The organism is Enterobacter cloacae complex sp. IR5418, assembly GCF_049238105.1.
Taxonomy (GTDB): Bacteria; Pseudomonadota; Gammaproteobacteria; order Enterobacterales; family Enterobacteriaceae; genus Enterobacter; species Enterobacter hormaechei.
In genome coordinates this window covers 87,157-111,020 of record NZ_JBMKHS010000006.1, presented here as the reverse complement: position 1 = coordinate 111,020, position 23,864 = coordinate 87,157, and the positions used below count along the sequence as shown (strand labels likewise).

Here is a 23,864-nt window from a genome sequence, read left to right as displayed (position 1 = left end):
ACTTCGCCTCGTTACATCAAGCGTTGATAAAGGTCGCGGTAGGACTGCGCCGCAACGTGCCAGCCAAAGTCCATAGACATCGCCTGACGTTGTACGTAACGCCACAGGGATGGACGGGACCACAAGACGAAAGCACGCCGGATCGCCCGAAGCAGCGACCAGGCATTACTGTCCTCGAAAACAAACCCGCTGGCGATACCGTCCGCCAGGTTTTCCAGGGAGCTGTCAGACACCGTATCCGCCAGCCCACCCGTGCGTCGCACCAGCGGTAGCGTGCCGTACTTCAGGCCATAGAGCTGCGTCAGGCCGCATGGCTCGAACCGGCTCGGCACCAGAATCACGTCCGCACCGCCCATGATGCGGTGAGAAAACGCTTCGTGATAACCGATCTGCACACCCACCTGCCCCGGATGTTCCGCCGCGGCCGCCAGGAAACCTTCCTGCAATACCGGGTCGCCCGCGCCGAGCAGCGCCAGCTGGCCGCCCTGCTCAAGTAACCCTGGCAGCGCTTCCAGCACCAGATCCAGCCCTTTCTGGCTGGTCAGGCGGCTGACCACTGCAAACAGCGGCACCTTGTCGTTGACCTTCAGCCCCATCGCAATCTGTAGCTGGCGCTTGTTTTCCGCTTTGTCCTCAACGGAGTCACGGCCATAGCGCGCCGCCAGCAGGAGGTCCGTTTCCGGATTCCAGATCTGTTCATCCACGCCGTTCAGAATGCCCGACAGACGACCTTCACGATGGCGCTGTTGCAGCAGCCCTTCCATACCGTAACCGAACTCCGGCTGGGTAATTTCCCGCGCGTAGGTTGGGCTGACCGCCGTGATGTGGTCGGCGTAGTACAGACCGGCCTTCAGGAACGAAATCTGTCCGTTAAACTCCAGTCCGTGCATGTTAAAGAATGACCATGGCAGATCAATGTCGTTCATATGATGGGCGTAATACATGCCCTGATACGCCAGGTTGTGCACCGTAAACACCGATTTGGCCGGATGGCCCTTCGCCGCGAGATACGCCGGTGCCAGGCCCGCATGCCAGTCGTGCGCATGCACCACGTTCGGACGCCAGAACGGATCCAGCCCGACGGCCATTTCTGCCCCCACCCAGCCCAGCAGGGCGAAGCGCAGCACGTTATCGGTGTAGGCGTACAGATTGGTATCGTGATACGGGCTGCCGGGTCGGTCGTATAAATGCGGCGCATCAATCAGGTAAATCCCTACGCCATTGTAATGTCCAAACAGCAGGGTGATACGTCCCGCGAAGGTCTCGCGGCGGGTAACAACCTTTGCATCGGGGATACCACGCCGGATATCCGGAAAAGCGGGTAACAACACGCGGGTATCCACCCCTCCGGCAATTTGCGCCGCCGGTAATGCACCAAGAACATCCGCCAGTCCGCCCGTTTTTAACAACGGGAACATCTCAGAACATACGTGTAAAACCTGCATCATCGCTCCTGTTTGATTTGCAGCTTCCGCAACATTTCCCGTGTTACTAACACGATCCCCTCTTCCGAACGGTAGAAACGACGCGCATCTTCTTCCGCGTTTTCCCCAATCACCATCCCTTCAGGAATGACGCAGGCACGGTCGATAACGCAGCGACGCAGGCGACATGAGCGCCCTACCCAGACGTCCGGCAGCAGAACTGCCGAATCGATATTACAGAATGAGTTTATACGCACGCGCGGGAACAGCACGGACTGCACCACCACCGAACCGGAGATAATGCACCCGCCAGAAACCAGCGAGTTGAGCGTCATGCCGTGGCTGCCGGAGCGGTCCTGGACGAACTTCGCTGGCGGCAGCGATTCCATATGGGTGCGAATCGGCCAGTTCTGGTCGTACATATCCAGCTCAGGCGTCACGGATGCCAGATCGAGGTTGGCTTTCCAGTACGCTTCCAGGGTTCCCACATCGCGCCAGTAAGGTTCCGCATTCGGATCGGACTGCACGCAGGAGAGCGGGAAGGGATGTGCATACGCCATGCCAGCTTTGGTAATTTTCGGGATGATGTCTTTACCGAAATCGTGGCTGGAGTTTTCGTCTTTGTCGTCCTCTTCCAGCAGCTCATAAAGATAATCGGCATCAAAGACATAGATCCCCATGCTGGCGAGCGATTTAGTGTCGTCGCCTGGCATGGTTGGCGGGTTTGCCGGCTTTTCGACGAAGTCGATAATCTTGTCGTCGCCGTCTACATGCATCACGCCAAACGCGGTTGCTTCCGCAACGGGCACCGGCAGACACGCCACGGTGCAGCGCGCCCCTTTTTCGACGTGGTCGATCAGCATGTGGGAGTAATCTTGCTTGTAGATGTGATCCCCGGCGAGGATGACGATGTATTCCGCGTTATAGCGGCGAATGATGTCGAGGTTCTGGGTCACGGCATCCGCCGTGCCGCGGTACCAGTTCTCCCCGTGAACGCGCTGCTGCGCCGGGAGCAGATCGACAAACTCGTTCATCTCTTCGCTGAAGAATGACCAGCCGCGCTGAATGTGTTGCACCAGTGTATGCGACTGATACTGGGTAATGACGCCAATGCGGCGAATGCCTGAGTTCAGGCAGTTGGATAGCGCAAAGTCGATAATACGGAACTTACCACCAAAGTGAACGGCCGGTTTGGCGCGCTTGATGGTCAAATCTTTCAGACGGGTACCACGCCCGCCCGCGAGTATCAGGGCAACTGTTTTTAATGGTAGCTGGCGCGCCAACATTAACGGATCGTTCTTCTCTAATCTAACCATGACTAACTCCTTTTTTATCATCTTTGGAATACGCACACTCCGTGCGCAGGCCCGTGCCAGACAGCCATTACTACCGGATTATCCGCTCCGGCAAAGGGGGGAACAGCTCGCCACTCCCCGTCAGGTAAAACAATCTCAGCGACGTCGTCCGTCGCGTTCAGCGTTACCAGCCACGTATCCGACAACAGGATTTGCAGACGTGGTACGCCGTGTTGCCACTCTTGCGCGCTTAACGGTTGCGCGTCTTGATTCAGCCAGCGAACGTTGCCGTCGCCCTCCTCCCACCAGCGGTCGGCGGTGAGCGCGGGGATTTGCTGGCGAAGATGGATCAGCGCCGCGGTGAAATGGGTCAACCCGCTGTTCGCTTCTCCCCAGTCAAGCCAGGTCAGGGTGTTATCCTGGCAATAGGCGTTATTGTTGCCGTGCTGGCTGTGGCCGTGTTCGTCACCCGCCAACAGCATCGGCGTACCCTGCGATAACAAAAGCGTCGTCAGCAGCGCATGAACGCTGGCGCGTCGCCGCTCGATCACATCCAGACTTCCGCCTAACCCTTCTATACCATGGTTAAAGCTATGGTTATTGTTAGTCCCATCGCGATTCTCTTCGCCGTTTGCCTCATTGTGTTTCTGATTGAAACAAACGCAGTCGCGCAGCGTAAAACCGTCGTGCGCCGTCACCAGGTTAATGGTGGCCGACGGACGTTTTCCGTCGCGCTTAAAGAGATCGCTGGAGCCAGCAAAGCGTCCGGCGAACTCCCCTAACGACAGATCGCGCGTCAGCCAGAAGCGGCGGATGGCATCGCGGTAGTGGTCGTTCCACTCGGCAAACAGGGGCGGAAAGTTCCCCACCTGATAACCGCCCTCACCGATATCCCATGGCTCTGCGATGAGCTTCACCCGGGAAAGCACCGGGCAGTTTTTGATTGCCTCAAACAGCGGCGCCTGCTGGCTGAACGCCGGGGTACGCCCCATCACCGGCGCCAGGTCGAAGCGAAAACCGTCTACGTGGAAGGTCTCAACCCAGTATTTCAGGCACTCATACGCGTAATGCGTGACCGCCGGATGACTGAGATTGAGGGTGTTACCGCACCCGGTCCAGTTCTCGTAATCGCCGTCGTCCCTGATCCAATAATAGCTACGGTTATCGATTCCGCGCTGTGAGAGCGTCGGGCCGTCAAGATCGCTTTCCGCACTGTGGTTCAGTACCACGTCCAGAATGACCTCAATCCCCGCCGCGTGAAGCGCCTTCACCGCATCTCGAAACTCATCCCGCGCCTTCTCGGGATGCACCGCGTAGCGCGGGTCGAGGGCGAACATCGCCAACGGGTTGTAGCCCCAGTAGTTGCTTAACCCAAGACGCTGAAGGCGCGGCTCGCTGGCGAAATGCGCCACCGGCAACAGCTCCAGCGCGGTGATGCCTAAGTGCTTCAGGTAAGCGACCATCGTCGGATGCCCAAGCGCTTTATAGGTGCCGCGCATCTCTTTGGGGAGCGACGGGTGCAGATACGTCAGCCCTTTGACGTGGGCTTCATAAATCACGGTATTGCCCCACGGCGTCTGCGGCGGGGCATCGTCTTCCCAGTCGTAGAGATCGTGCACCACCACGCTTTTAGGCGCGACGGACGCGCTGTCGCGGTGGTCAGGTTCGCCATAGCCAACGTGGAACAGCGGGTCGTCTTTAAACTCGCCGTCGACGCGGTGCGCGCACGGGTCTATCAGCAGCTTCGCCGGGTTAAACCAGTGTCCCTGAGCAGGCTCCCAGGGGCCGTGAACGCGAAAACCGTAGTGCATCCCCGGCCGCCCTCCGGCCAGATAACCATGCCAGGTATCCCCCGTGCGCGCCGGTAAATCGTAACGGTGCTCGTTACCTTCCCCGTCAAACACACAGAGTTCCACCCGCTCCGCATGGGCGGAAAAGAGCGTGAAGTTCACCCCCTTTCCGTCAAAACTCGCCCCGAGCGGTTCGGGTTTACCTGCCGTGAGCTGTGTCATTCTCCCTCCCGCACCAGCCAGATTGTGCTCAGCGGCGGCAGCGTCAGGCTCAGGGAGTTTGGTCGGCCGTGGCTTTCGAAGGTGTCGCTCTGTACCAGCCCACCGTTACCGGCGTTGCTGCCGTGGTAGTGCATGGAGTCGGTATTGAGAATTTCGCGCCATTTGCCCGGCTGGTTAATGCCGAAGCGGTAGTGTTCGCGCGGCACCGGGGTAAAGTTGCTGGCAACGATGATCTCGTTACCCGCTTTGTCGCGGCGTACAAAGACAAACACCGAGCGCTCGTGGTCGTCCACCACCAGCCACTCAAAGCCGTACGGATCGAAGTCCAGCTCGTGCAGCGCTTTGTGATGGCGATAGGTCAGGTTCAGGTCACGGACCAGACGCTGCACGCCGTGGTGCCAGTTGTCCGCGCCCTCCAGCAGATGCCAGTCAAGGCTGGTGTCGTGGTTCCATTCGCGCCCCTGGGCGAACTCATTGCCCATAAACAGCAGCTTTTTGCCCGGGAAGGCGAACATCCAGCCGTAGTAGGCGCGCAGGTTGGCGAACTTCTGCCACGGGTCGCCCGGCATGCGGTCGAGAATGGATTTCTTGCCGTGTACCACTTCATCGTGCGACAGCGGCAGCATGAAGTTTTCGGTGTAGTTGTAGAGCAGCCCGAAGGTGAGCTTATCGTGGTGATACTGACGAAAAACCGGGTCGAGCTTCATGTAGTCGAGCGTGTCGTGCATCCAGCCGAGGTTCCACTTGTACCAGAAGCCCAGACCACCCATTGCCGGTGGACGGGAAACGCCCGGGAAGTCGGTGGACTCTTCCGCCATGGTCACGGCGCCTTCCACCTGCTCGCCGATGATGCGGTTGGTGTTGCGCAGAAACTCAATCGCTTCCAGGTTTTCACGGCCACCGAACTCATTCGGGATCCACTCACCCTCTTTGCGGCTGTAGTCGCGGTAGATCATCGACGCCACCGCATCCACGCGCAGGGCATCAATGCCGAAGCGTTCGATCCAGTACAGCGCGTTACCGACCAGATAGTTCGACACTTCACGGCGACCGTAGTTGTAGATCAGCGTGTTCCAGTCCTGGTGATAGCCTTCGCGCGGATCGCTGTGCTCGTACAGCTTCGTGCCGTCGAACTCTGCCAGCGCAAAATCGTCCGACGGGAAGTGGCCCGGCACCCAGTCGAGGATCACGTTCAGCCCGGCGGCGTGGGCGGCATCGATGAAATAGCGGAAGTCATCGCGCGTGCCGAAGCGGCGCGTAGGCGCATACAGCCCGGTAGGCTGATAGCCCCAGCTGCCGTCGAACGGGTGTTCGTTGATCGGCAGCAGCTCCAGATGGGTAAAGCCCATCCATTTGGCGTACGGCACCAGCTGGTCCGCCAGCTCGCGATAGCTCAGCCAGAAGTTGTTATCGGTGTGACGACGCCACGAGCCAAGATGCACCTCATAAACCGATATTGGCGCATCGAAGCGGTTGGCCTGCTTGCGCTCCTCGCTCTGGACGACCTTTTCCGGCAGGCCGCAAATCAGCGAGGCGGTATTCGGGCGCAGTTCGGCCTCAAAGGCGTACGGGTCAGATTTAATACGCAGCTTGCCGTTGGCATCGATCATCTCGAATTTGTAGAGCTGACCGTTGTGCGCGCCGGGGATAAACAGCTCCCAGATGCCGGTTTCCCGGCGCAGGCGCATAGGGTGACGACGACCGTCCCAGTAGTTGAACTGCCCGACAACGGAGACGCGCTGGGCGTTTGGCGCCCATACCGCAAACCGCGTGCCGGTGATACCGTCCATGGTATCCGCATGGGCACCCAGCGTTTCGTAGGGGCGTAAATGGGTCCCTTCGGACAGCAGCCAGGCGTCCATCTCTTTTAAGAGCGGGCCGAAGCTATAGGGATCGTCAATCAGGTTTTGCTGACCGTGCCAGATAACGGCAAGCTGGTAACGAAAAGGATTTTTACGGCGGGGCATGACGCCCGAGAAGAAGCCACGCGAGTCGAGGCATTCCAGATTACCCACCTTGCGGCCGGTTTTGGGTTCGATAACCCACACTTCTGTCGCATCCGGTAACAGCGCCCGAACTTCCAGTCCGGCCTCCGTACGGTGCATCCCTAGCACAGAAAAGGGGTCGGCAAAATGACCCGCAATAAGCGCATTAATCACGTCTCTCGAAATACGATCGGACATGGTATTCATCCTGTTTTTTTATGTCGCCCTTTTTACTCGCTCCGGAACGACTTTTAATGTGACCTAAACGGTGCAGTTAATCCTCTCTGCTCCGCCCTACCCTCAGGTGAGAAATAAATCTTCCTTAAAGCATAGCCAACGTCGTGGGTCCTCCTGATAAAAAATCAGACATCTGCGTTTTACTCCATGTAGTACGCAAAAAAAGGGGGTGACAATCACCCCCCGTGTTTAACAAATTATTACGCCAGCTGGCGCAGCATGCGGCGCAGCGGCTCGGCGGCACCCCACAGCAGCTGGTCACCCACGGTGAACGCAGAGAGATACTCCGGCCCCATGTTCAGCTTGCGCAGGCGGCCAACCGGGGTGGTCAGCGTACCGGTGACGGCTGCCGGGGTCAGTTCGCGCATGGTGATATCGCGATCGTTTGGCACCACTTTCGCCCACGGGTTGTGTGCGGCCAGCAGCTCTTCCACGGTCGGAATAGACACATCTTTTTTCAGTTTAATGGTGAAGGCCTGGCTGTGGCAGCGCAGCGCGCCGATACGCACACACAGACCGTCAACCGGAATGGTGTTCGCGGTCGCGAGGATTTTGTTGGTCTCAGCCTGGCCCTTCCACTCTTCGCGGGTCTGGCCGTTATCCAGCTGTTTGTCGATCCATGGGATCAGGCCACCGGCCAGCGGTACGCCGAAGTTATCCACCGGCAGCTCGCCGCTGCGGGTCAGTTGAGTGACTTTACGCTCAATGTCGAGGATAGCGGACGCCGGGTCTGCCAGCTCGGTCGCGACGCTCTGGTGCAGCTGGCCCATCTGGGTCAGCAGCTCGCGCATATGACGCGCGCCGCCGCCGGAGGCCGCCTGGTAGGTCGCCACGGAGACCCACTCCACCAGGTCCTGCGCGAACAGGCCGCCGAGGGACATCAGCATCAGGCTGACGGTGCAGTTACCGCCGACAAAGGTTTTCACGCCGTTGTTCAGGCCGTCGGTGATGACGTCCTGGTTAACCGGGTCAAGAATGATGATGGCATCGTCTTTCATGCGCAGCGAAGAGGCCGCGTCAATCCAGTAGCCCTGCCAGCCGCTTTCACGCAGCTTCGGATAGATTTCGTTGGTATAATCGCCGCCCTGGCAGGTCACAATAATGTCGAGTGCCTTCAGCGCCTCCAGGTCGTAAGCATCCTGCAACGTGCCTGTGGTACCTCCAAAGGACGGTGCAGCCTGGCCGAGCTGGGAAGTGGAGAAGAAGACCGGGCGGATGGCGTCGAAATCGCGCTCTTCAACCATGCGTTGCATGAGTACAGAGCCGACCATACCGCGCCAGCCGATAAAACCAACGTTTTTCATAGCATTTTTTTCCTGCAAGGGGTGTGTGCTGATTGTGCAAGCCAGTATTGAACTGGGATATGCTTCACATTACAAAATGCTGCCAAAGTCGCAAGCGAAATTAATCGATGATTGCCCGGCTATCAGAAAAAGTGCTAATCATCGGAATAACCACAATAAGTATCAGGGATAATTTAAGATGAGTGAAATCATTTCCGCAGCGGTTTTATTGATCCTGATTATGGATCCGCTCGGTAATTTGCCGATCTTCATGTCGGTGCTGAAGCACACCGAGCCGAAGCGCCGCCGGGCGATCATGATCCGCGAACTGCTCATCGCCCTGCTGGTGATGTTTATCTTCCTGTTCGCCGGTGAAAAGATCCTTGCCTTCCTGAACTTACGCGCCGAAACGGTCTCCATTTCCGGCGGGATAATTTTGTTCCTGATTGCCATTAAGATGATTTTTCCGAGCGCGGAAGGCAGCAGCAGCGGCCTGCCCGCGGGTGAAGAGCCGTTTATCGTGCCGCTGGCAATTCCGCTGGTCGCCGGACCAACGATTCTGGCGACGCTGATGCTGTTGTCGCATCAGTATCCGAATCAGATGAGCCATCTGGTGATTGCCCTGCTGATCGCCTGGGGCGGGACGTTTATTATCCTGTTGCAGTCGTCGCTGTTCCTGCGCCTGCTGGGTGAGAAAGGGGTGAACGCGCTGGAGCGCCTGATGGGGCTGATCCTGGTGATGATGGCCACGCAGATGTTCCTGGACGGGATCCGGGCGTGGATGAAAGGGTAGGTAAAAGCAAAACGGCAATCTTAGATTGCCGTTTTTAGTGTTTGCCCCCTCTCCCCGTGGGAGAGGGCCGGGGTGAGGGCATCAGGCCGCAGAGGTCTTATTTTGTCGGGTGGCGGCTTCGCCTTACCCGACCTACAACAAACTCTGGTCCCGTAGGCCGGGTAAGCGTAAGCGCCACCCGGCTTTTTTACAGCGGCACGATGCCTTCCTTTGTGAGCAACCCGCACGTCGACAAACCGCGAGCAATTATCTGCCAGTTCGGTGAAATCAGTGGTGTGATCGAATGGGGTAGTAAATAAAGTGTGAGAAAAGTTAGGGGTAGTAGTCATAAGACAGCCTCTGATGAGTAATGTGTATCCACCACTGGAGAGGCTAATCCTGACGCCTGATTTTGCAGGCGCGGCAAGAAGATACTGCGTTGGGGGCGGGGTGGCAAGAGAGGCTCTGGAAGGCGGCTCGCAAAACGAAATATTATTTTAGGGTGCGGCCTGATGCCCTCACCCCAGCCCTCTCCCAACGGGAGAGGGAGAAAACCGGGATTAGCTCAGCAGCGTAAACGCAATCATCCCGACAATCGCACCCGTCGTGCCGAGGATGGTTTCCATCAGCGTCCAGGTTTTCAGGGTTTGCGCTTCGGTGGCGCCGGTAAATTTACCGAACAGCCAGAAGCCCGCGTCGTTCACGTGCGAAACCACAATCGAGCCACCCGCGATACAGATAGAGAGCGCCGCCATCTGCGCACCGGAGTAGTTCAGCTGTTCAATCACCGGCATCACCAGACCGACGGCAGTTAAGCACGCCACGGTCGCGGAGCCCTGAATGATACGCACCGCCGCGGCCAGCACGAAGCAGGTGACCGCAATCGGCAGCCCCATCCCGGTCAGGGCTTCGCCCAGTGCCGGACCCACGCCGGAATCCACCAGCACCTGCTTGAACACGCCGCCCGCCCCGATCACCAGCAGGATAATCCCGGCCGGTTGCAGCGCCGCGCCGCAGATCTCCATCACGCGGTCTTTCGGCATGCCCTGACGCATCGCCAGGCCGTAAATCGCCACCAGACACGCCACCAGGATCGCGGTGAACGGATGACCGATAAATTCGAACCATTCGTACACGGTTGACCCCACCGGCACAAAACGCGCGGCGATGGTTTTCAGGCCAACCAGCACCAGAGGCAGAAGAATCAAAGAGAGACTAAACCCGAAGGACGGCATTTTGCCCTCGCCCAGGTGCGGCTCGGAGATGTCATCCGGAATGTGCAGCTCAACGTAACGGCTGATGAAGTTGCCCCACAGCGGACCGGCGATAATCATTCCCGGTATCGCCGCGCACAGGCCAATCAGGATCATCCAGCCAAAGTCAGCGTGCATCTGGGAGGCCAGCAGCATCGGCGCAGGCCCCGGCAGCAGAAACGCCGCCGCTGCCGCCACGCCCGCAAACAGCGGAATGACCAGCTTCACGAGGTTAGTGCCGGTATGACGCGCCATAGAGAACGCGACGCTAATCAGCAGCACTACCGCCACTTCGAAGAACAGCGGCAGCGCGCAAATCAGACCAGCCAGACCAATCGCGTAGTGCGCACGGCTGTGGCCGAAGGATTTCAGCATCTTGACCGCAATCTGATCGACCGCGCCCGTCTCGTGCAAAATCTTGCCAAACATCGCGCCCAACGCCACCACAATGGCCAGGAAGCCGAGCGTGCCGCCCATCCCTTTTTCCATTGTCGCCGCGATTTTGTCGAGCGGCATGCCGGAAAAGAGACCGGCACCAATAGAAACCACCATCAAAGCAACGAAGGCGTGCATACGCGCCTTCATCACTAAAAACAGCAGCAGCAAAACGGAACCCACTGCTGTCAACACTAGCGTTAATGTACTCAAAACTTACTGCCTTTTATTAATAACCTCGATGGTGCTGGCAACAACACCTTCCAGCGGCTGATCGATATCAACCACTAAGACGTCTTTTTCATCTTCACCCGGCTCCTGAAGCGCTTCGAACTGCGTCACCAGCATCTGGGTTTTGAAGAAGTGGCCTTTACGCGCCTTCAGACGGCTTTCAATCACTTCGAAATCGCCTTTCAGGTAGATGAAAGAGAGGTTCGGATTGCCGTCGCGCAGCAGGTCGCGATAGGTTTTTTTCAGCGCGGAGCAGACGATCAAGGAGACTTTATTGGTGCGCTGCATCGCGAACGCGGCGTCATTCAGCGCCTGCAACCACGGTTTGCGGTCGTCGTCGTTCAGCGGCTCGCCGGAAGCCATTTTCATGATGTTGCTGCGCGGATGGAGGAAGTCACCATCAAGAAACGCAGCCTGGAGTTGATGCGCCACTTCGCTCGCCACGGCAGATTTACCGCTACCGGACACGCCCATCAGGACGTAAACGTGGTGATCGTGATTAGTCGTGCTCAAAGGGTGTCCCTCAGTAAATTGTTACGGGTAACAGTTATCGGTAACATTGTCCTGCCGGGGCATAAGAGAAGCAATATCCAAACGTGCGCGAAGTGAATAAGTGTGAGCTACTTCAAATTTGTCGGATTAAATAGATCCACCCGGTGACAAGGTGAAACCTAAATCTAACATTTTCGGGGTAACTGCCTCTCCACGAATGCGCGCCAGCAGGCGCTCTGCACCAATGCGGCCCATGCGTTCACGCGGGGTCAGAACGCTCGCCAGACGCGGCTCCATCACCTGGCCAATGTCGTGGCCGTGGAAACCGGCAATCGCCATATCATCCGGGATTTTTAAACCCAGACGCTGGCACTCAAACGCGGCGCCGACCGCAAGGTCATCGTTGGTACAGAAAATACCGTCCAGTTGCGGATACTCGCGTCGCGCCTGACGCATCAGCTCAATACCCGAGGTATAGGAGGAGGATTGCTCCACCATCACGCTGTACGGGGTTAAACCGGCGTCGAGCATCGCCTGCTCGTATCCCTTCTGTTTGATGATAGTACGTTCATCCAGACGCGCACCCAGATAGGCCACATGGCGATGGCCGCGGGCGATAATCGCCGCCGTCATCTGACGCGCCGCTTCAAAGTTATCGAACCCCACGGCGATGTCGAGGCACGGCGACTGGCTGTCCATCAGTTCCACCACCGGAATGCCTGCCACTTCAATCATTTTCAGCGTGCGCGGGGTGTGAGTACGTTCCGTTAAAATCAGACCGTCGATGTTCCAGGAAAGCATCGATTCAAGACGTTCCTCTTCCAGTTCCGGCTTGTACCCGTAGTGCGCGAGCATGGTCTGATAACCGAACGCATCGGTGACGCTTTCGATACCACGCAGCACTTCAGCGAAAACCTGATTGGTTAAGGAAGGAAGCAGGACGCCCACCGCACGGCTGGTGGCATTGGAGAGAATATCGGGTGCGCGGTTGGGGATATAACCCAGTTCATCAAGGGCGGCGGCAATCTTGCCACGCAACGCCACGGAAACCTGTTCCGGGTTACGTAAAAAACGGCTGACCGTCATTTTGGTCACACCGACGCGATCGGCGACATCCTGAAGTACGGGGCGTTTCTTTTTCATCGTCCTGAGAAATCTTGAAGTGAGAGATTTGCTCAGTTTATCACGGACAAAGCTCAACCTTCCCCGTTTAAAGGGAAGGTTGAGAAATTATTTAGACCGGCGGCAGGTCAAACAGCAGAATTTCACTTTCGCTGTCCGCATGCACGGAGAGCGCCTGCTCATCCCAGATGGCCAGGCCATCGGCGGTTGTCGCTTTGGTGCCGTTGATGGACACTTCCCCTTTCACCACCTGGATCCAGACGCGGCGGTTGGCGGCAATCTGGTGGACAGACTGTTCGTCTTTCGCCAGCGCCCAGCGGTACAGTTCCATATCCTGATGCACTTTCAGGGAACCTTCACGCGCATCCGGGGAGAGCACCAGCTGTTTGCCCTGTTTTGCGTCGAAGCGGCGCTGTTCGTAGCGTGGCGTGATGCCAGTCTCTTCTGGAATGATCCAGATTTGATACAGGTGCAGTTTTTCCGTTTTGCTCGGGTTGTACTCGGAGTGACGCACCCCGGTACCCGCGCTCATAATCTGGAACTCGCCCGCCGGAACCTGCTCTTTGTTGCCCATGCTGTCCTGGTGCTCAACCGCCCCTTCCAGCACATAGGTCAGGATTTCCATGTCTTTGTGCGGGTGGGTCCCGAAGCCCTGGCCTGCATCAATCACGTCGTCGTTAATGACGCGCAGTGCGGAGAAGCCCATGAAGTTCGGGTCGTAGTAGTCGGCAAACGAGAATGAATGCCATGAGTCCAGCCAGCCATGATTCGCGTGACCACGTTCGTTTGCTTTGCGTAAGTAGATCATTGTTTTCACCCTCAGTTCGTTTCGATGGAGTAAGTGTGGACGCAAACGCCCTGGGATCATAGAGGGTGAAAATTGACTCCTCTGTTCAAAAATTTAGAACAAACGAAGAGGAGCCATGTTTTCTTATCTGGCAAGGGTTACCGTGGCAGGAGAAGCCTGTTCGAAGGCCCGTTCAAGGATTTCCAGGTTGGTCAGAACGTCAGATTCCTTGACGTAATTCGGCGCGCCATTGGTGAGGGTTTCATACAGCGCATCGTAGACGCGTCCATAGTCGCCCGTTTCCGGCTTCAGTTCTTCTATGACCGTAACGCCCTCATCGTTCACATACTCCAGCACGCCCACGGAATCATCCGCCGCAAAGCCCGGTTCGCCCGGCATGATGTTGGCCTTCAGGCTGGTCTCCTGCTGGTCAATGCCGTACTTAATGAACGAGCCTTTGGTGCCGTGCACAATGAATTTCGGGTAGTCGATTTTTACCAGGTGGCTGGTTTTGACGATGGCTTTCAGGTCACCGTAGAACAGCTGCGCTTCAAAGGTGTCGTCCGGGTTGGCTTTATTGCGCAGGCTGCGGATGTCGTACGCGACGTGATCCGGGCGGCCAAACAGGGAGATGATCTGGTCCATGGTATGCACGCCCAGACCATAGAACGAACCGTCCTGCGGCAGGCCGGGGTTGGTCTCCGCCACCGGACGGTAGTAATCGAAGTGGCTTTCAACCTCCACGATCTCGCCGAGCTTGCCGCTTTCAATTGCCTTTTTCGCCGTCAGGAAGCAGCTGTCAAAGCGACGGTTCTGATACGGCGTGACGGTCAGCCCCTTGCTCTTTGCCAGCGCGAACAGTTCTTTCGCTTCGGCGATGGTTGGGGTGAACGGCTTTTCCACCAGTACGTTTTTGCCCGCTTCGAGCGCGCGTTTCGCATAGTCAAAATGGCTGTCAGCGTGGGTACAGACGACGACAAGTTTGACCTGCGGATCCCCCAGCACCTCGTCGAGATCGCTGGTGAAATGAATATGGGAATACTGCGGAGATTGCTCTTCCGGCTTCGCGCGGCGGCGGTAGATGTGGGCGACGTGCCAGGTCTCTTTACGGTGGAGGACATACGGAAGGTGGTAACGGGTGGTGCTTTTGCCAAATCCAATAAATGCGCAATGTAGTGTCATGGCTCAGTCCTTTTGGAAGGTTACTGGGTTTTACCATAGCGCATGTTTTGCCCTCACCCCAGCCCTCTCCCACGGGGAGAGGGAGAAAAAGAGCAAAAAAAAGCCAGCGAGAAGCTGGCTAAAGTAATACTGGAAGCAATGTGAGCAATGTCGTGCTTTCAGGTTCCCGTAGGAGGTCTTCCTGAATGCAGAGCAATAATAATCATTCTCATTCGCACTTGTCCAACACTTTTTGCAAAAAATAGCGATTGACTCAACTTTTAAAGTCATTGATGTTTGAAGGGACGTTTAACTGACTGAGGAACAAGGAATGAGTGAGATAGTGATACGCCACGCTGAACCGAAAGATTACGACGCCATTCGTCAGATCCACGCCCAGCCGGAGGTGTACCACAACACGCTACAGGTTCCTCATCCTTCAATGGAAATGTGGCAAATGCGGCTAGGCGAGCAGCCGGGCATTAAACAGCTGGTTGCCTGCATTGATGATATCGTGGTCGGGCATTTGTGCATTGACGTCGCCCAGCGACCACGCCGCAGTCACGTTGCCGATTTCGGTATTTGTGTGGGTGCGCAGTGGCAAAACCGCGGCGTCGCCAGCGCGCTGATTCGCACCATGATCGATATGTGTGACAACTGGCTGCGCGTCGATCGCATCGAGTTAACGGTATTTGTCGATAACGAACCGGCAATCGCGGTGTACAAAAAGCACGGCTTCGAGATTGAAGGCACCGGCAAGCGCTACGCCCTGCGCAACGGCGAGTATGTGGACGCGTATTATATGGCGCGTATGAAGTGACACAGACCCCTCACCCCGGCCCTCTCCCCAGGTGTAATCGTTCCCTCTCCCCTTTGGGGAGAGGGCCAGGGTGAGGGGAATAATCAATATCCCGCCGTTAAATCATCCACCGAACGCGGGTCCGATGCGCCAAACAGCGCGCCGTCCGGCCCGACCATAATGCTCTGGGTGCTGCCCATCGCCTCTTTCACCGCCACCTTCTGCCCGCGCTGCTCAAGCAGTTTGAGGGTGTCCGGGCTAAAGCCCTTCTCCACGCGCAGCTCGTCCGGCAGCCACTGGTGATGGAAGCGCGGCGCATTGGTCGCTTCGGCAACGTTCATGCCAAAATCGATGCTGTTCACCACCATTTGCAGCACGGTCGTGATAATCCGGCTCCCGCCCGGGCTGCCGGTCACCAGCCAGGTTTTGCCGTCTTTCACTACGATGGTGGGCGACATGGACGACAGCGGGCGCTTCTTCGGCCCGACCGCATTCGCATCGCCGCCGACCAGCCCGTAGACGTTCGGCACGCCCGGTTTGGCAGAAAAATCATCCATCTCGTTGTTCAGTAAAATACCGCTGTTGCCCGCCACAATTCCGGTGCCAAAGGTGGTATTCAGCGTATAAGTTACCGCCACCGCGTTTCCGTCCTTATCCACCACCGAGAAGTGCGTGGTCTGGTTGCTTTCATACGGTGCCAGCTTGCCGGGGCGGATCTCGCTGGACGGCTTAGCCTTGTTGATGTCGATCTCGTCGGCAATCGATTTGGCATAGGCTTTATCGGTCAGCGCCTGCCACGGCACCTTAACGAAGTCCGGATCGCCGAGGTATTCCGAGCGGTCAGCATAGGCGCGCTTTTCCGCCTCCGCCATCACCTGCATGGCGTCCGCGCTGCCGAAGCCGAACTTGTGCATATCAAAGTTTTCCAGAATATTGAGGATCTGCACGATGTGGATCCCGCCGGAGGACGGCGGCGGCATGGAGAAGACGTCGTAGCCGCGATAGGTGCCGCTAATCGGCTCGCGCTCCACCGCCCTGTATTCCGCCAGATCCGCTTTGGTGATAAGCCCGCCGTTCTTTTGCATCTCTTCCGCAATCTGGTCGGCAATCGCCCCTTTGTAGAAGGCGTCAGGACCGTTTTCAGCAATCAGTTCGAGACTTTTGGCGAGGTTCTTCTGCACCAGCTTATCGCCCTTCTTCAGCGGCTCGCCGTTCTTCCAGAAGATAGCCTTGCTGTTTTCATGATTGGGAATGACTTCGCTGCCGTAGGTTTTGAGATCGTCCGCCAGGGCGTCATTGACCACAAACCCCTCCCGCGCCAGCCTGATGGCAGGCTGCACCACCTTGTTCAGCGACATCGTGCCGTATTTCTCCAGCGCCAGCGAGAAGCCCGCAACGGTGCCCGGTGTACCGGTCGCGAGATGCGAGGTCAGAGACTTTTTGCTGTCCGGGTTCCCCTGGTCGTCGAGGAACATATCGCGGGACGCCTGGGAAGGTGCCATTTCGCGGAAGTCGATGGCCGTGGTTTTACCGTCTTTGGTGCGCAGTATCATAAACCCGCCGCCGCCCAGGTTCCCCGCCTGTGGATGCGTCACCGCCAGCGCGTACCCTACCGCGACCGCCGCATCCACCGCGTTACCGCCCTGCTTAAGAATATCGACGCCCACCTGGGTTGCCAGCGCGTCAACCGAGGCCACCATGCCGTGCGTCGCCCGCACGGGATGAAAAACATCCTCCTCCACGCCGTAAGAGACCGGAGGAGCTGCGGGCGGGTTGGCCGCCACGGTAAATGTGCCGCCTGCCATCAGCGCAGCGATGGCGACCCAGCGCAAAAAGGTTGGTTTCATCATTATTGTTCTCCAGGTGAAGGGGTCCATATTCCCCGCTTAAGCCTGGTTCACAACTCTTAAAAAATCATCGTTATGCCGGAATGAGGGTAAACTTAAGAGAAGCCTCAAAGGAGGAGATAACCATGAAACGATTACTGATCCTGACCGCGCTGCTTCCGTTCGCCGCGCTCGCACAGCCAATCAACACCCTGAACAACCCGAACCAGCCGGGTTACGTCATCCCGAGCCAGCAACGTATGCAGACGGAGATGATGAGCCAGCAACAGCAGCAGAAAGGGATGCTCAATCAGCAGTTAAAAACGCAGACACAGGTGCAGCAGCAGCACCTGCAAAACCAGATGAATACCAACACCCAGCGCGTGCAGCAGGGCCAGATGCTTGAACAGCCGCTGCCCAATGCCAACGGTGGGATGTTAGGGGGCGGGATGTCGCAAAGCAGCGGTCAGCAGCATATGCTGCCGACCCAGCAGAACGGCAGTATGCTTAATAAATAAAGTTCGGCCCGATCTGGTCAATTGCATCGGTACAGATGCTGTCCACGCCCCAGCGCAGCAGCTCGGCTGCACGCTGGGGTTTGTTGACGGTATACACCAGAATATGCAGACCCGCCTCCTTCAACAGCGTCACGCGCGCTGCGTCCAGCAGCTTATGGTTGAGGTGGATCGACACGCAGCCTAAGCGGGTTGTCAGCGCGCGCCAGTCTTCTCGCCACTCATCCAGCAACAGCCCGCGCGGCAGTTCCGGTACGGCATTCTGTGCGGCTTCCAGTGCGTCAATGTCAAACGACGACAACAGCGGCGCGGTCATCCCTTCCCACAGTTCGCGCGCGGCAAGGGCAATCACTTTACCCGTCAGCGGCCCGGTGCCGGTAGTCGGTTTGATTTCGATGTTGGCCATCATGCCGTGTTGACGACAGCGGTCCGCCACTTCCGCCAGCAGCGGCAGCGGTTCGCCTTTGAATTCTCCGCTGTACCAGCTTCCGGCGTCCACCTTCAGCAGGTCACGCCACGGCAGATCGCCCGCCACGCCCCAGCCGTTGCTGGTGCGTTCGAGGTTGTCGTCGTGCAGCAGGAAAATTTCGCCGTCTTTCGACAGCTTAGCGTCGAACTCGATCATCGTGTGGCCGAAGCGCGCGCCGATATCAATCGCCGCCAGGGTGTTTTCCGGCGCCAGTTTACCGCCGCCACGGTGGGCGACGATGTGGGGGTAAGGCCAGTTGCTCATACTCGTTGTCCTGTTTCACCGTCAAATAAGTGCAGGTGATTTTCCGGCATATGCAGCCACAGCGTGCTGCCTGCTTTCGGGCGCTCCTGATGCGGCAGACGCACCACCAGCTTTTGCGCGCCCCAGCGACCATGCGCCAGGTTATCGGCGCCCAGCATCTCCAGCGTGTCCATCACCAGCGGCACGCCGCCGTCCGCCTGAGACGTCAAACCAATATGCTCCGGGCGGATACCGAGCGTCATCTTACGCCCGGCGTAGCCACGATAGTACCAGTTGATCGGCAACGCCATCCCGCTTTCCAGTTCAAAGTGGGTTCCCGCCGCATTGATCCGCCCGTCCAGCAGGTTCATCGCCGGGCTGCCGATAAAGCTCGCCACAAAACGGCTGGCTGGTTTTTCGTACACCTCCACCGGGGTGCCAATCTGCTCGGCGATGCCTTTGTTCATCACCATGACGCGCTGGGCAAGGGTCATCGCTTCAACCTGATCGTGGGTCACATACAGGGACGTGGTTTTCAGGCGGCGATGCAGTTGCTGTAGCTCAAGGCGCATCTGCACCCGCAGTTTGGCGTCGAGGTTAGACAGCGGTTCGTCGAACAGGAATACCGCCGGATCGCGCACGATGGCGCGCCCCATCGCCACGCGCTGGCGCTGGCCGCCGGAAAGTTCACGCGGGCGGCGCTTGAGCAGGCCGTCCAGCTCCAGAATGCGTGCGGCCTCTTTTACGCGCTCGGCGATATGGCCTTTGCCCATCCCGCGAATTTTCAGCCCCCAGGCCATGTTCTCTTCCACGCTCATGTGCGGATAGAGGGCGTAGTTCTGGAACACCATCGCGATGCCGCGATCTTTTGGCTCCATCTCGGTGACGCGCTGGCGGTCAATCCAGATATCGCCAGAAGTGACGCGCTCCAGCCCCGCCACCATGCGCAGCAGGGTGGATTTTCCGCAGCCGGACGGGCCGACCATCACGATGAATTCTCCGTCTGCCACGTCGAGCGTCAGCGGCTGAATGACCTGGGTTTTGCCGTCCCAGCTTTTGGTTACTGCCTGTAATTTTAAACCTGCCATCTTATTTCTCGCTATCGACCAGGCCGCGGACAAACGCGCGCTGCATGGCTAAAACAATGACTACGGGTGGGATAAGGGTGAGCAGCATCGCCGCCATCACCTGGTTCCAGAGGGTGGTGCCTTCGCCGGTGGCGATCATGCCTTTGATACCCGCCACGGCGGTGCCGAGGTTGACGTCCTGAACGATCAGCAGCGGCCACAGATACTGGTTCCAGCCGTAGATAAAGGTGATCACAAACAGCGCCGCGAGGTTGGTTTTCGACAGCGGCAGCACGATGTCGCGGAAGAAGCGCATCGGCGAGGCGCCGTCGATGCGCGCGGCTTCAATTAGCTCATCCGGCAGGGTCATAAAGAACTGGCGGAACAGGAAGGTGGCGGTGGCCGAGGCCATCAGCGGCAGGGTTAACCCCGCGTAGCTGTCGAGCATCTTCAGGTTGGCGATCACCTCCACCGTCGGGAAGATACGCACCTCCACCGGCAGCATCAGGGTGATGAAGATCATCCAGAAGAACAGGTTGCGCAGCGGAAAGCGAAACCAGACGATGGCAAAGGCGGAGAGCATCGACACCGTGATTTTGCCGACGGTGATGCCGAACGCCATGATGAAGCTGTTGAGCATCATCAGCCAGAACGGCGCGCTGTTGGCCCCCACGCCCTGGGTCCAGATGGTTTTCATGTTTTCGAAAAGATGCCCGCCAGGGACGAGCGTCATCGGCGTGTCGAACACCGCTTTGGTGTCCAGCGTGGCGGCGACAAAGGCCACGTACAGCGGGAAGAGGATGACGATAATCCCTAAAATCAGCATGGTATGGCTGAAAATCGTCAGCCCGCGACGGTTCTCAATCATTGGTAGCGCACCTTACTTTCAACATAGCGGAACTGCACCACCGTGAGGATGATGACGAGGAACATCAGCACCACGGACTGCGCGGCAGAGGCTGAGAGATCAAGCCCGGCAAAGCCTTCGCGGTAGATCTTGTAAATCAGCGTGGTGGTCGCCTGCACCGGGCCGCCCGCGGTGGCGGCGTCGATCACCGGGAAGGTGTCGAAGAAGGCGTACACCAGGTTAACCACCAGCAGGAAGAAGCTCACCGGGGCGATCAGCGGCAGCGACAGGCGGAAGAAGCGGCGCACCGGCCCTGCGCCGTCGATGGCGGCGGCCTCTACCAGCGAACGTGGAATGGATTGCAGCGCGGCAAAGAAGAACAGGAAGTTGTAGCTGATCTGTTTCCACACCGAGGCGAACACCACCAGGAACATCGCCTGACCGCTGTTCTGCGCGTGGTTCCAGTCATAGCCGAACTCCGCCAGGAAGTGGGTAATCAGCCCGCGCCCCGGGTTAAACAGGAAGATCCACAGCACGGCAGCGACGGCGGGCGCCACGGCGTAAGGCAGCAGCATCAGGGTCTGATACAGGCGACTGCCGCGTACCACGTAATCCACCAGCGCGGCGAAAAACAGCGACGCGACAAGGCCGCTGACGGTCACCAGCGCGCTGAATTTGATCGTCGTCCAGAAGGAGTCCAGGTAGTAGCTGTCGTGGAACAGCGCGGTGAAGTTGTCCAGACCGACAAACTGGCTGGAAAGCCCGAACGGATCGACGCTTTGTACCGAGTACCACAGCGCTTCGCCCGCAGGCCAGATAAAGAAGATAACGGTGATGACCAGCTGGGGCGCGACCAACAGGTACGGCAGCCAGCGGGAACGGAACACCGGACGGGATGATGACATAGGTTTGCTCTGTAGATATTCACCCCTCACCCTAACCCTCTCCCCATAGGGGAGAGGGGACGATTACACCCTCTCCCCTATGGGGAGAGGGCCGGGGTGAGGGGGATTAGTTTGAATTACGATTTGGTCGACTGCTCAAAGCGGCGCAGCAGCTGATTCCCGCGTTCTACCGCTGAATCCAGCGCCTGCTGTGGCGTTTTCTTCCCGGTCCAGACGCTTTCCAGCTCTTCATCCACTATGGTGCGGATCTGCGGCATGTTGCCCAGACGCAGGCCTTTGGTGAACGGCAACGGCGGCTTGTTCAGCATCTGACGCGTCGCGATGTCCGCCCCCGGGTTCTTGCTGTAAAAGCCCTGCTCGCGGGTCAGGTCGTACGCGGCTTTGGTGATCGGCAGGTAGCCGGTCTTCTGATGCCACTCGGCGGCGTTTTCCGGCTTCGCCAGGAAGTCGAGGAACTCGGCGACGCCTTTGTAAGTACCGTTGTCTTTGCCCTGCATCACCCACAGGCTCGCCCCGCCGATGATAGCGTTCTGCGGCGCGCCTTTTACGTCAGCGTCGTACGGCATCATGCCTACGCCGTAGTTGAATTTGGCGTAGTGACGGATGTCCGCCAGTGAGCCGGACGAGGCGGTGGTAATCGCGCAGTCGCCGTTGTAGAACTTCTCGGTGGATTCGTCCTTACGCCCGAAGTAGCTGAAATCGCCCTTCTTGTTGAGTGCTTCCAGCAGCGCAATATGCTTCACCTGCTCCGGCTTGTTGAACTCCAGTACCGCATCGGTGCCGTCGAAGCCGTTGTTTTTGGTGGCCACCGGCAGGCCGTGCCAGGCGCTGAAGTTTTCAATCTGGATCCAGCCCTGCCAGCCGCTGGCATAGCCGCACTTCATCCCCGCCGCTTTCAGCTTCGCGGTGTACTCGGCCAGGTCCTGCCAGGTTTTTGGCGGCTGCTCCGGGTCTAAACCGGCTTTTTTGAAGGCATCTTTGTTGTAGTAGAGCACCGGCGTAGAGCTGTTAAACGGCTGGGACAGCAGGTGGCCGGTTTTGGAATCGGTGTAGTAACCCGCCACGGTTGGCACGAACCGCGATTCGTCGAAGTTGATGCCCGCCTCTTTGAACACTTCATACACCGGCTTGATGGCTTTTGAGGCCATCATAGTGGCGGTGCCAACCTCATAAACCTGTAACAACGCCGGTGCGTTGCCGGTACGGAAGGCGGCGATGCCCGCGCTCAGGCTCTGCTCGTAGTTACCTTTGTACACCGGCACAATTTTGTAATCCGGATGGGTGTCGTTGAAACGCTGCGCCAGGGAGTCAACCTCTTTACCCAACTCCCCTTCCATGGAATGCCAGAACGGAATGGTGGTCACAGCCATTGCGTTCGTCGCAAAAGCCAGACCGATTGCCAGACCCAAAGCTGTGTGTCGTAACGATGTCATTGTCATCTCTCTTATTGTGCCGGATGCGCGATATCACGCGTTTTATGCTCGCGAGGTAACATGACATGCGCGAATGACAGAAAAATAACTGTTTACTTACAAAATGATGACACTCGTAAGGCGACTGCATGGCGAAAGTATGATGGATCCGTGAAGGAATGATGGCGGCCTACCCGGCCGCCGGAGAGTCTATGGGCGCTCGTACAGCGCCTGTTCCCGACGCTGCTCGCGCCGCTCGCGTTCACGCTGGAGATCTGATTTTTCATCTTCCCATGCGGGGCAGACCGCACTGCTAAAAACTTCGCATGGGATCTCCTGTGCAAGCGGATTATCGCTTTTTTCATGCCAGATAGAGGGGTCCCGCGGGTCGAATTTGGATTCAGCGGTAGCTGCCGGGACTGCGGCCAGAAACACAACACCGGACAATATGCCAGGAACGAAACCTCTCATCTGTACTCCTTGCTCTTTAACGTGATTGATAACCATTCGCGATAATAACATAACGCAAAAAAAAGGAGCCAGTGGCTCCTTTACGATTTGATGACGCAGAGAGGGTGTTAACCTCCCAGATAGGCACTCCGCACCGCCTCGTTCGCCAGCAGTGCGTCACCGGTATCCTCAAGCACCACCCGGCCGTTCTCCAGCACGTAGCCGCGGTCAGCGAGCTTCAGCGCCTGGTTGGCGTTCTGCTCGACGAGGAAGATGGTCATCCCCTCTTTGCGCAGCTGTTCGATGGTGTCGAAGATCTGCTGGATGATGATCGGCGCCAGGCCGAGCGACGGTTCATCCAGCAGCAGCAGGCGCGGCTGGCTCATCAGCGCGCGGCCAATCGCCAGCATCTGTTGTTCACCACCGGACATGGTGCCCGCGCGCTGGATACGGCGCTCCCACAGGCGCGGGAAGAGTTCGTACACCCATTTAATGCGGGTCTGGTATTCATCCCGATGGGCGAAGAAACCGCCCATCGCCAGGTTCTCTTCCACCGTCATGCGGGAAAACACGCGACGCCCTTCCGGGACAATCGCCACCGCTTCACGCATGATTTTTGCCGTCTGCCAGTCAGTAATGTCTTTTCCGTCAAACACAATCCGCCCGCTGGTAGCGCGCGGATCGCCGCACAGGGTGCCAAGCAGCGTGGTTTTCCCCGCGCCGTTGGCGCCAATCAGGGTGACGATTTCTCCCTGATTGATGTGCAGGCTGACGTCGTGCAGCGCCTGGATCTTGCCGTAGTGCGCGTTGACCTTGTCGAACGTTAACATCGCTTTTTCCAT

21 protein-coding genes are annotated in these 23,864 nt (G+C 57.9%); 3 read left to right on the top strand and 18 right to left on the bottom strand.

The window, feature by feature from the left end; genetic code table 11:
- Positions 1-11 precede the first annotated feature (11 nt).
- The 5 genes from glgA to asd all read right to left on the bottom strand — a co-directional run bounded on the left by glgA (position 12) and on the right by asd (position 8,257).
- Positions 12-1,445 carry a glycogen synthase GlgA gene (glgA, locus tag ACOTX7_RS07225; protein WP_022649646.1) on the bottom strand — a complete coding sequence of 478 codons (1,434 nt, stop codon included), beginning with the start codon at positions 1,443-1,445 and terminating at the stop codon, positions 12-14.
- Positions 1,445-2,740: a glucose-1-phosphate adenylyltransferase gene (glgC, locus tag ACOTX7_RS07220; protein WP_003861582.1), complete on the bottom strand. Its 1,296-nt coding sequence runs from the start codon at positions 2,738-2,740 to the stop codon at positions 1,445-1,447. Before glgC ends, glgA begins: the two co-directional genes overlap by 1 nt.
- A 17-nt stretch (positions 2,741-2,757) precedes the next feature.
- Complete coding sequence (gene glgX, locus ACOTX7_RS07215; RefSeq protein WP_221256572.1) at positions 2,758-4,731, bottom strand: glycogen debranching protein GlgX; 1,974 nt, start codon at positions 4,729-4,731, stop codon at positions 2,758-2,760.
- Positions 4,728-6,914, bottom strand: a complete 2,187-nt coding sequence (gene glgB, locus ACOTX7_RS07210) for a 1,4-alpha-glucan branching enzyme (protein ID WP_221256573.1) — start codon at positions 6,912-6,914, stop codon at positions 4,728-4,730. Before glgB ends, glgX begins: the two co-directional genes overlap by 4 nt.
- 239 nt (positions 6,915-7,153) lie before the next feature.
- On the bottom strand, positions 7,154-8,257 hold the full coding sequence (gene asd, locus ACOTX7_RS07205) for an aspartate-semialdehyde dehydrogenase (protein ID WP_006812261.1): 1,104 nt from the start codon (positions 8,255-8,257) through the stop codon (positions 7,154-7,156).
- 178 nt (positions 8,258-8,435) lie between these two features.
- Here asd and yhgN point away from each other — a divergent pair, with 178 nt between their 5' ends.
- The gene (gene yhgN, locus ACOTX7_RS07200) at positions 8,436-9,029 is read left to right on the top strand and encodes an NAAT family transporter YhgN (protein ID WP_003861574.1); all 594 of its coding nucleotides are present in this window, start codon (positions 8,436-8,438) and stop codon (positions 9,027-9,029) included.
- Between the two features lie 539 nt (positions 9,030-9,568).
- On the opposite strand, the gene gntU is transcribed toward yhgN, so the two are convergent.
- From gntU to ACOTX7_RS07175, 5 genes are all read right to left on the bottom strand, one after another.
- Complete coding sequence (gntU, locus tag ACOTX7_RS07195) at positions 9,569-10,909, bottom strand: gluconate transporter (protein ID WP_221256574.1); 1,341 nt, start codon at positions 10,907-10,909, stop codon at positions 9,569-9,571.
- Positions 10,910-10,912: 3 nt separating this feature from the next.
- Positions 10,913-11,440, bottom strand: a complete 528-nt coding sequence (gntK, locus tag ACOTX7_RS07190) for a gluconokinase (protein ID WP_024906707.1) — start codon at positions 11,438-11,440, stop codon at positions 10,913-10,915.
- Positions 11,441-11,566: 126 nt separating this feature from the next.
- Positions 11,567-12,562: a gluconate operon transcriptional repressor GntR gene (gntR, locus tag ACOTX7_RS07185; protein ID WP_003861567.1), complete on the bottom strand. Its 996-nt coding sequence runs from the start codon at positions 12,560-12,562 to the stop codon at positions 11,567-11,569.
- Positions 12,563-12,653: 91 nt separating this feature from the next.
- The gene (locus ACOTX7_RS07180; protein ID WP_000639796.1) at positions 12,654-13,349 is read right to left on the bottom strand and encodes a pirin family protein; all 696 of its coding nucleotides are present in this window, start codon (positions 13,347-13,349) and stop codon (positions 12,654-12,656) included.
- 123 nt (positions 13,350-13,472) lie between these two features.
- Positions 13,473-14,510, bottom strand: a complete 1,038-nt coding sequence (locus ACOTX7_RS07175; protein ID WP_221256576.1) for an oxidoreductase — start codon at positions 14,508-14,510, stop codon at positions 13,473-13,475.
- 310 nt (positions 14,511-14,820) lie between these two features.
- Between ACOTX7_RS07175 and yhhY the strand changes: the two genes are divergently transcribed.
- Entirely contained in the window at positions 14,821-15,309 is a 489-nt protein-coding gene (yhhY, locus tag ACOTX7_RS07170; RefSeq protein ID WP_001290285.1) for an N-acetyltransferase, read from the top strand.
- An 83-nt stretch (positions 15,310-15,392) separates the two neighbouring features.
- Here the strand turns inward: yhhY and ggt are convergent, their stop codons facing one another.
- Positions 15,393-17,138 carry a gamma-glutamyltransferase gene (ggt, locus tag ACOTX7_RS07165; protein ID WP_221256577.1) on the bottom strand — a complete coding sequence of 582 codons (1,746 nt, stop codon included), beginning with the start codon at positions 17,136-17,138 and terminating at the stop codon, positions 15,393-15,395.
- Between the two features lie 122 nt (positions 17,139-17,260).
- Here ggt and ACOTX7_RS07160 point away from each other — a divergent pair, with 122 nt between their 5' ends.
- Positions 17,261-17,632, top strand: coding sequence for a DUF2756 family protein (locus ACOTX7_RS07160; RefSeq protein WP_006812267.1), 372 nt, complete (start codon positions 17,261-17,263; stop codon positions 17,630-17,632).
- On the opposite strand, the gene ugpQ is transcribed toward ACOTX7_RS07160, so the two are convergent.
- The 7 genes from ugpQ to livF form a co-directional block, all read right to left on the bottom strand.
- Positions 17,622-18,362, bottom strand: coding sequence for a glycerophosphodiester phosphodiesterase (gene ugpQ, locus ACOTX7_RS07155; RefSeq protein ID WP_213828257.1), 741 nt, complete (start codon positions 18,360-18,362; stop codon positions 17,622-17,624). The two genes, ACOTX7_RS07160 and ugpQ, sit on opposite strands and share 11 nt — an antisense overlap.
- Positions 18,359-19,429: a sn-glycerol-3-phosphate import ATP-binding protein UgpC gene (locus ACOTX7_RS07150; RefSeq protein ID WP_221256579.1), complete on the bottom strand. Its 1,071-nt coding sequence runs from the start codon at positions 19,427-19,429 to the stop codon at positions 18,359-18,361. The genes ugpQ and ACOTX7_RS07150 overlap by 4 nt, the downstream gene beginning before the upstream one ends.
- A gap of 1 nt (position 19,430) precedes the next feature.
- On the bottom strand, positions 19,431-20,276 hold the full coding sequence (gene ugpE, locus ACOTX7_RS07145) for a sn-glycerol-3-phosphate ABC transporter permease UgpE (RefSeq protein ID WP_205922687.1): 846 nt from the start codon (positions 20,274-20,276) through the stop codon (positions 19,431-19,433).
- A complete protein-coding gene (gene ugpA / locus ACOTX7_RS07140) occupies positions 20,273-21,160 on the bottom strand; it encodes a sn-glycerol-3-phosphate ABC transporter permease UgpA (protein WP_006812271.1) in 888 nt (295 codons plus the stop codon). The genes ugpE and ugpA overlap by 4 nt, the downstream gene beginning before the upstream one ends.
- A 116-nt stretch (positions 21,161-21,276) precedes the next feature.
- Entirely contained in the window at positions 21,277-22,593 is a 1,317-nt protein-coding gene (ugpB, locus tag ACOTX7_RS07135; RefSeq protein WP_214592450.1) for a sn-glycerol-3-phosphate ABC transporter substrate-binding protein UgpB, read from the bottom strand.
- A 189-nt stretch (positions 22,594-22,782) separates the two neighbouring features.
- Entirely contained in the window at positions 22,783-23,043 is a 261-nt protein-coding gene (locus tag ACOTX7_RS07130) for a hypothetical protein (RefSeq protein WP_221813294.1), read from the bottom strand.
- A 107-nt stretch (positions 23,044-23,150) separates the two neighbouring features.
- Positions 23,151-23,864, bottom strand: a complete 714-nt coding sequence (livF, locus tag ACOTX7_RS07125) for a high-affinity branched-chain amino acid ABC transporter ATP-binding protein LivF (RefSeq protein WP_006812273.1) — start codon at positions 23,862-23,864, stop codon at positions 23,151-23,153.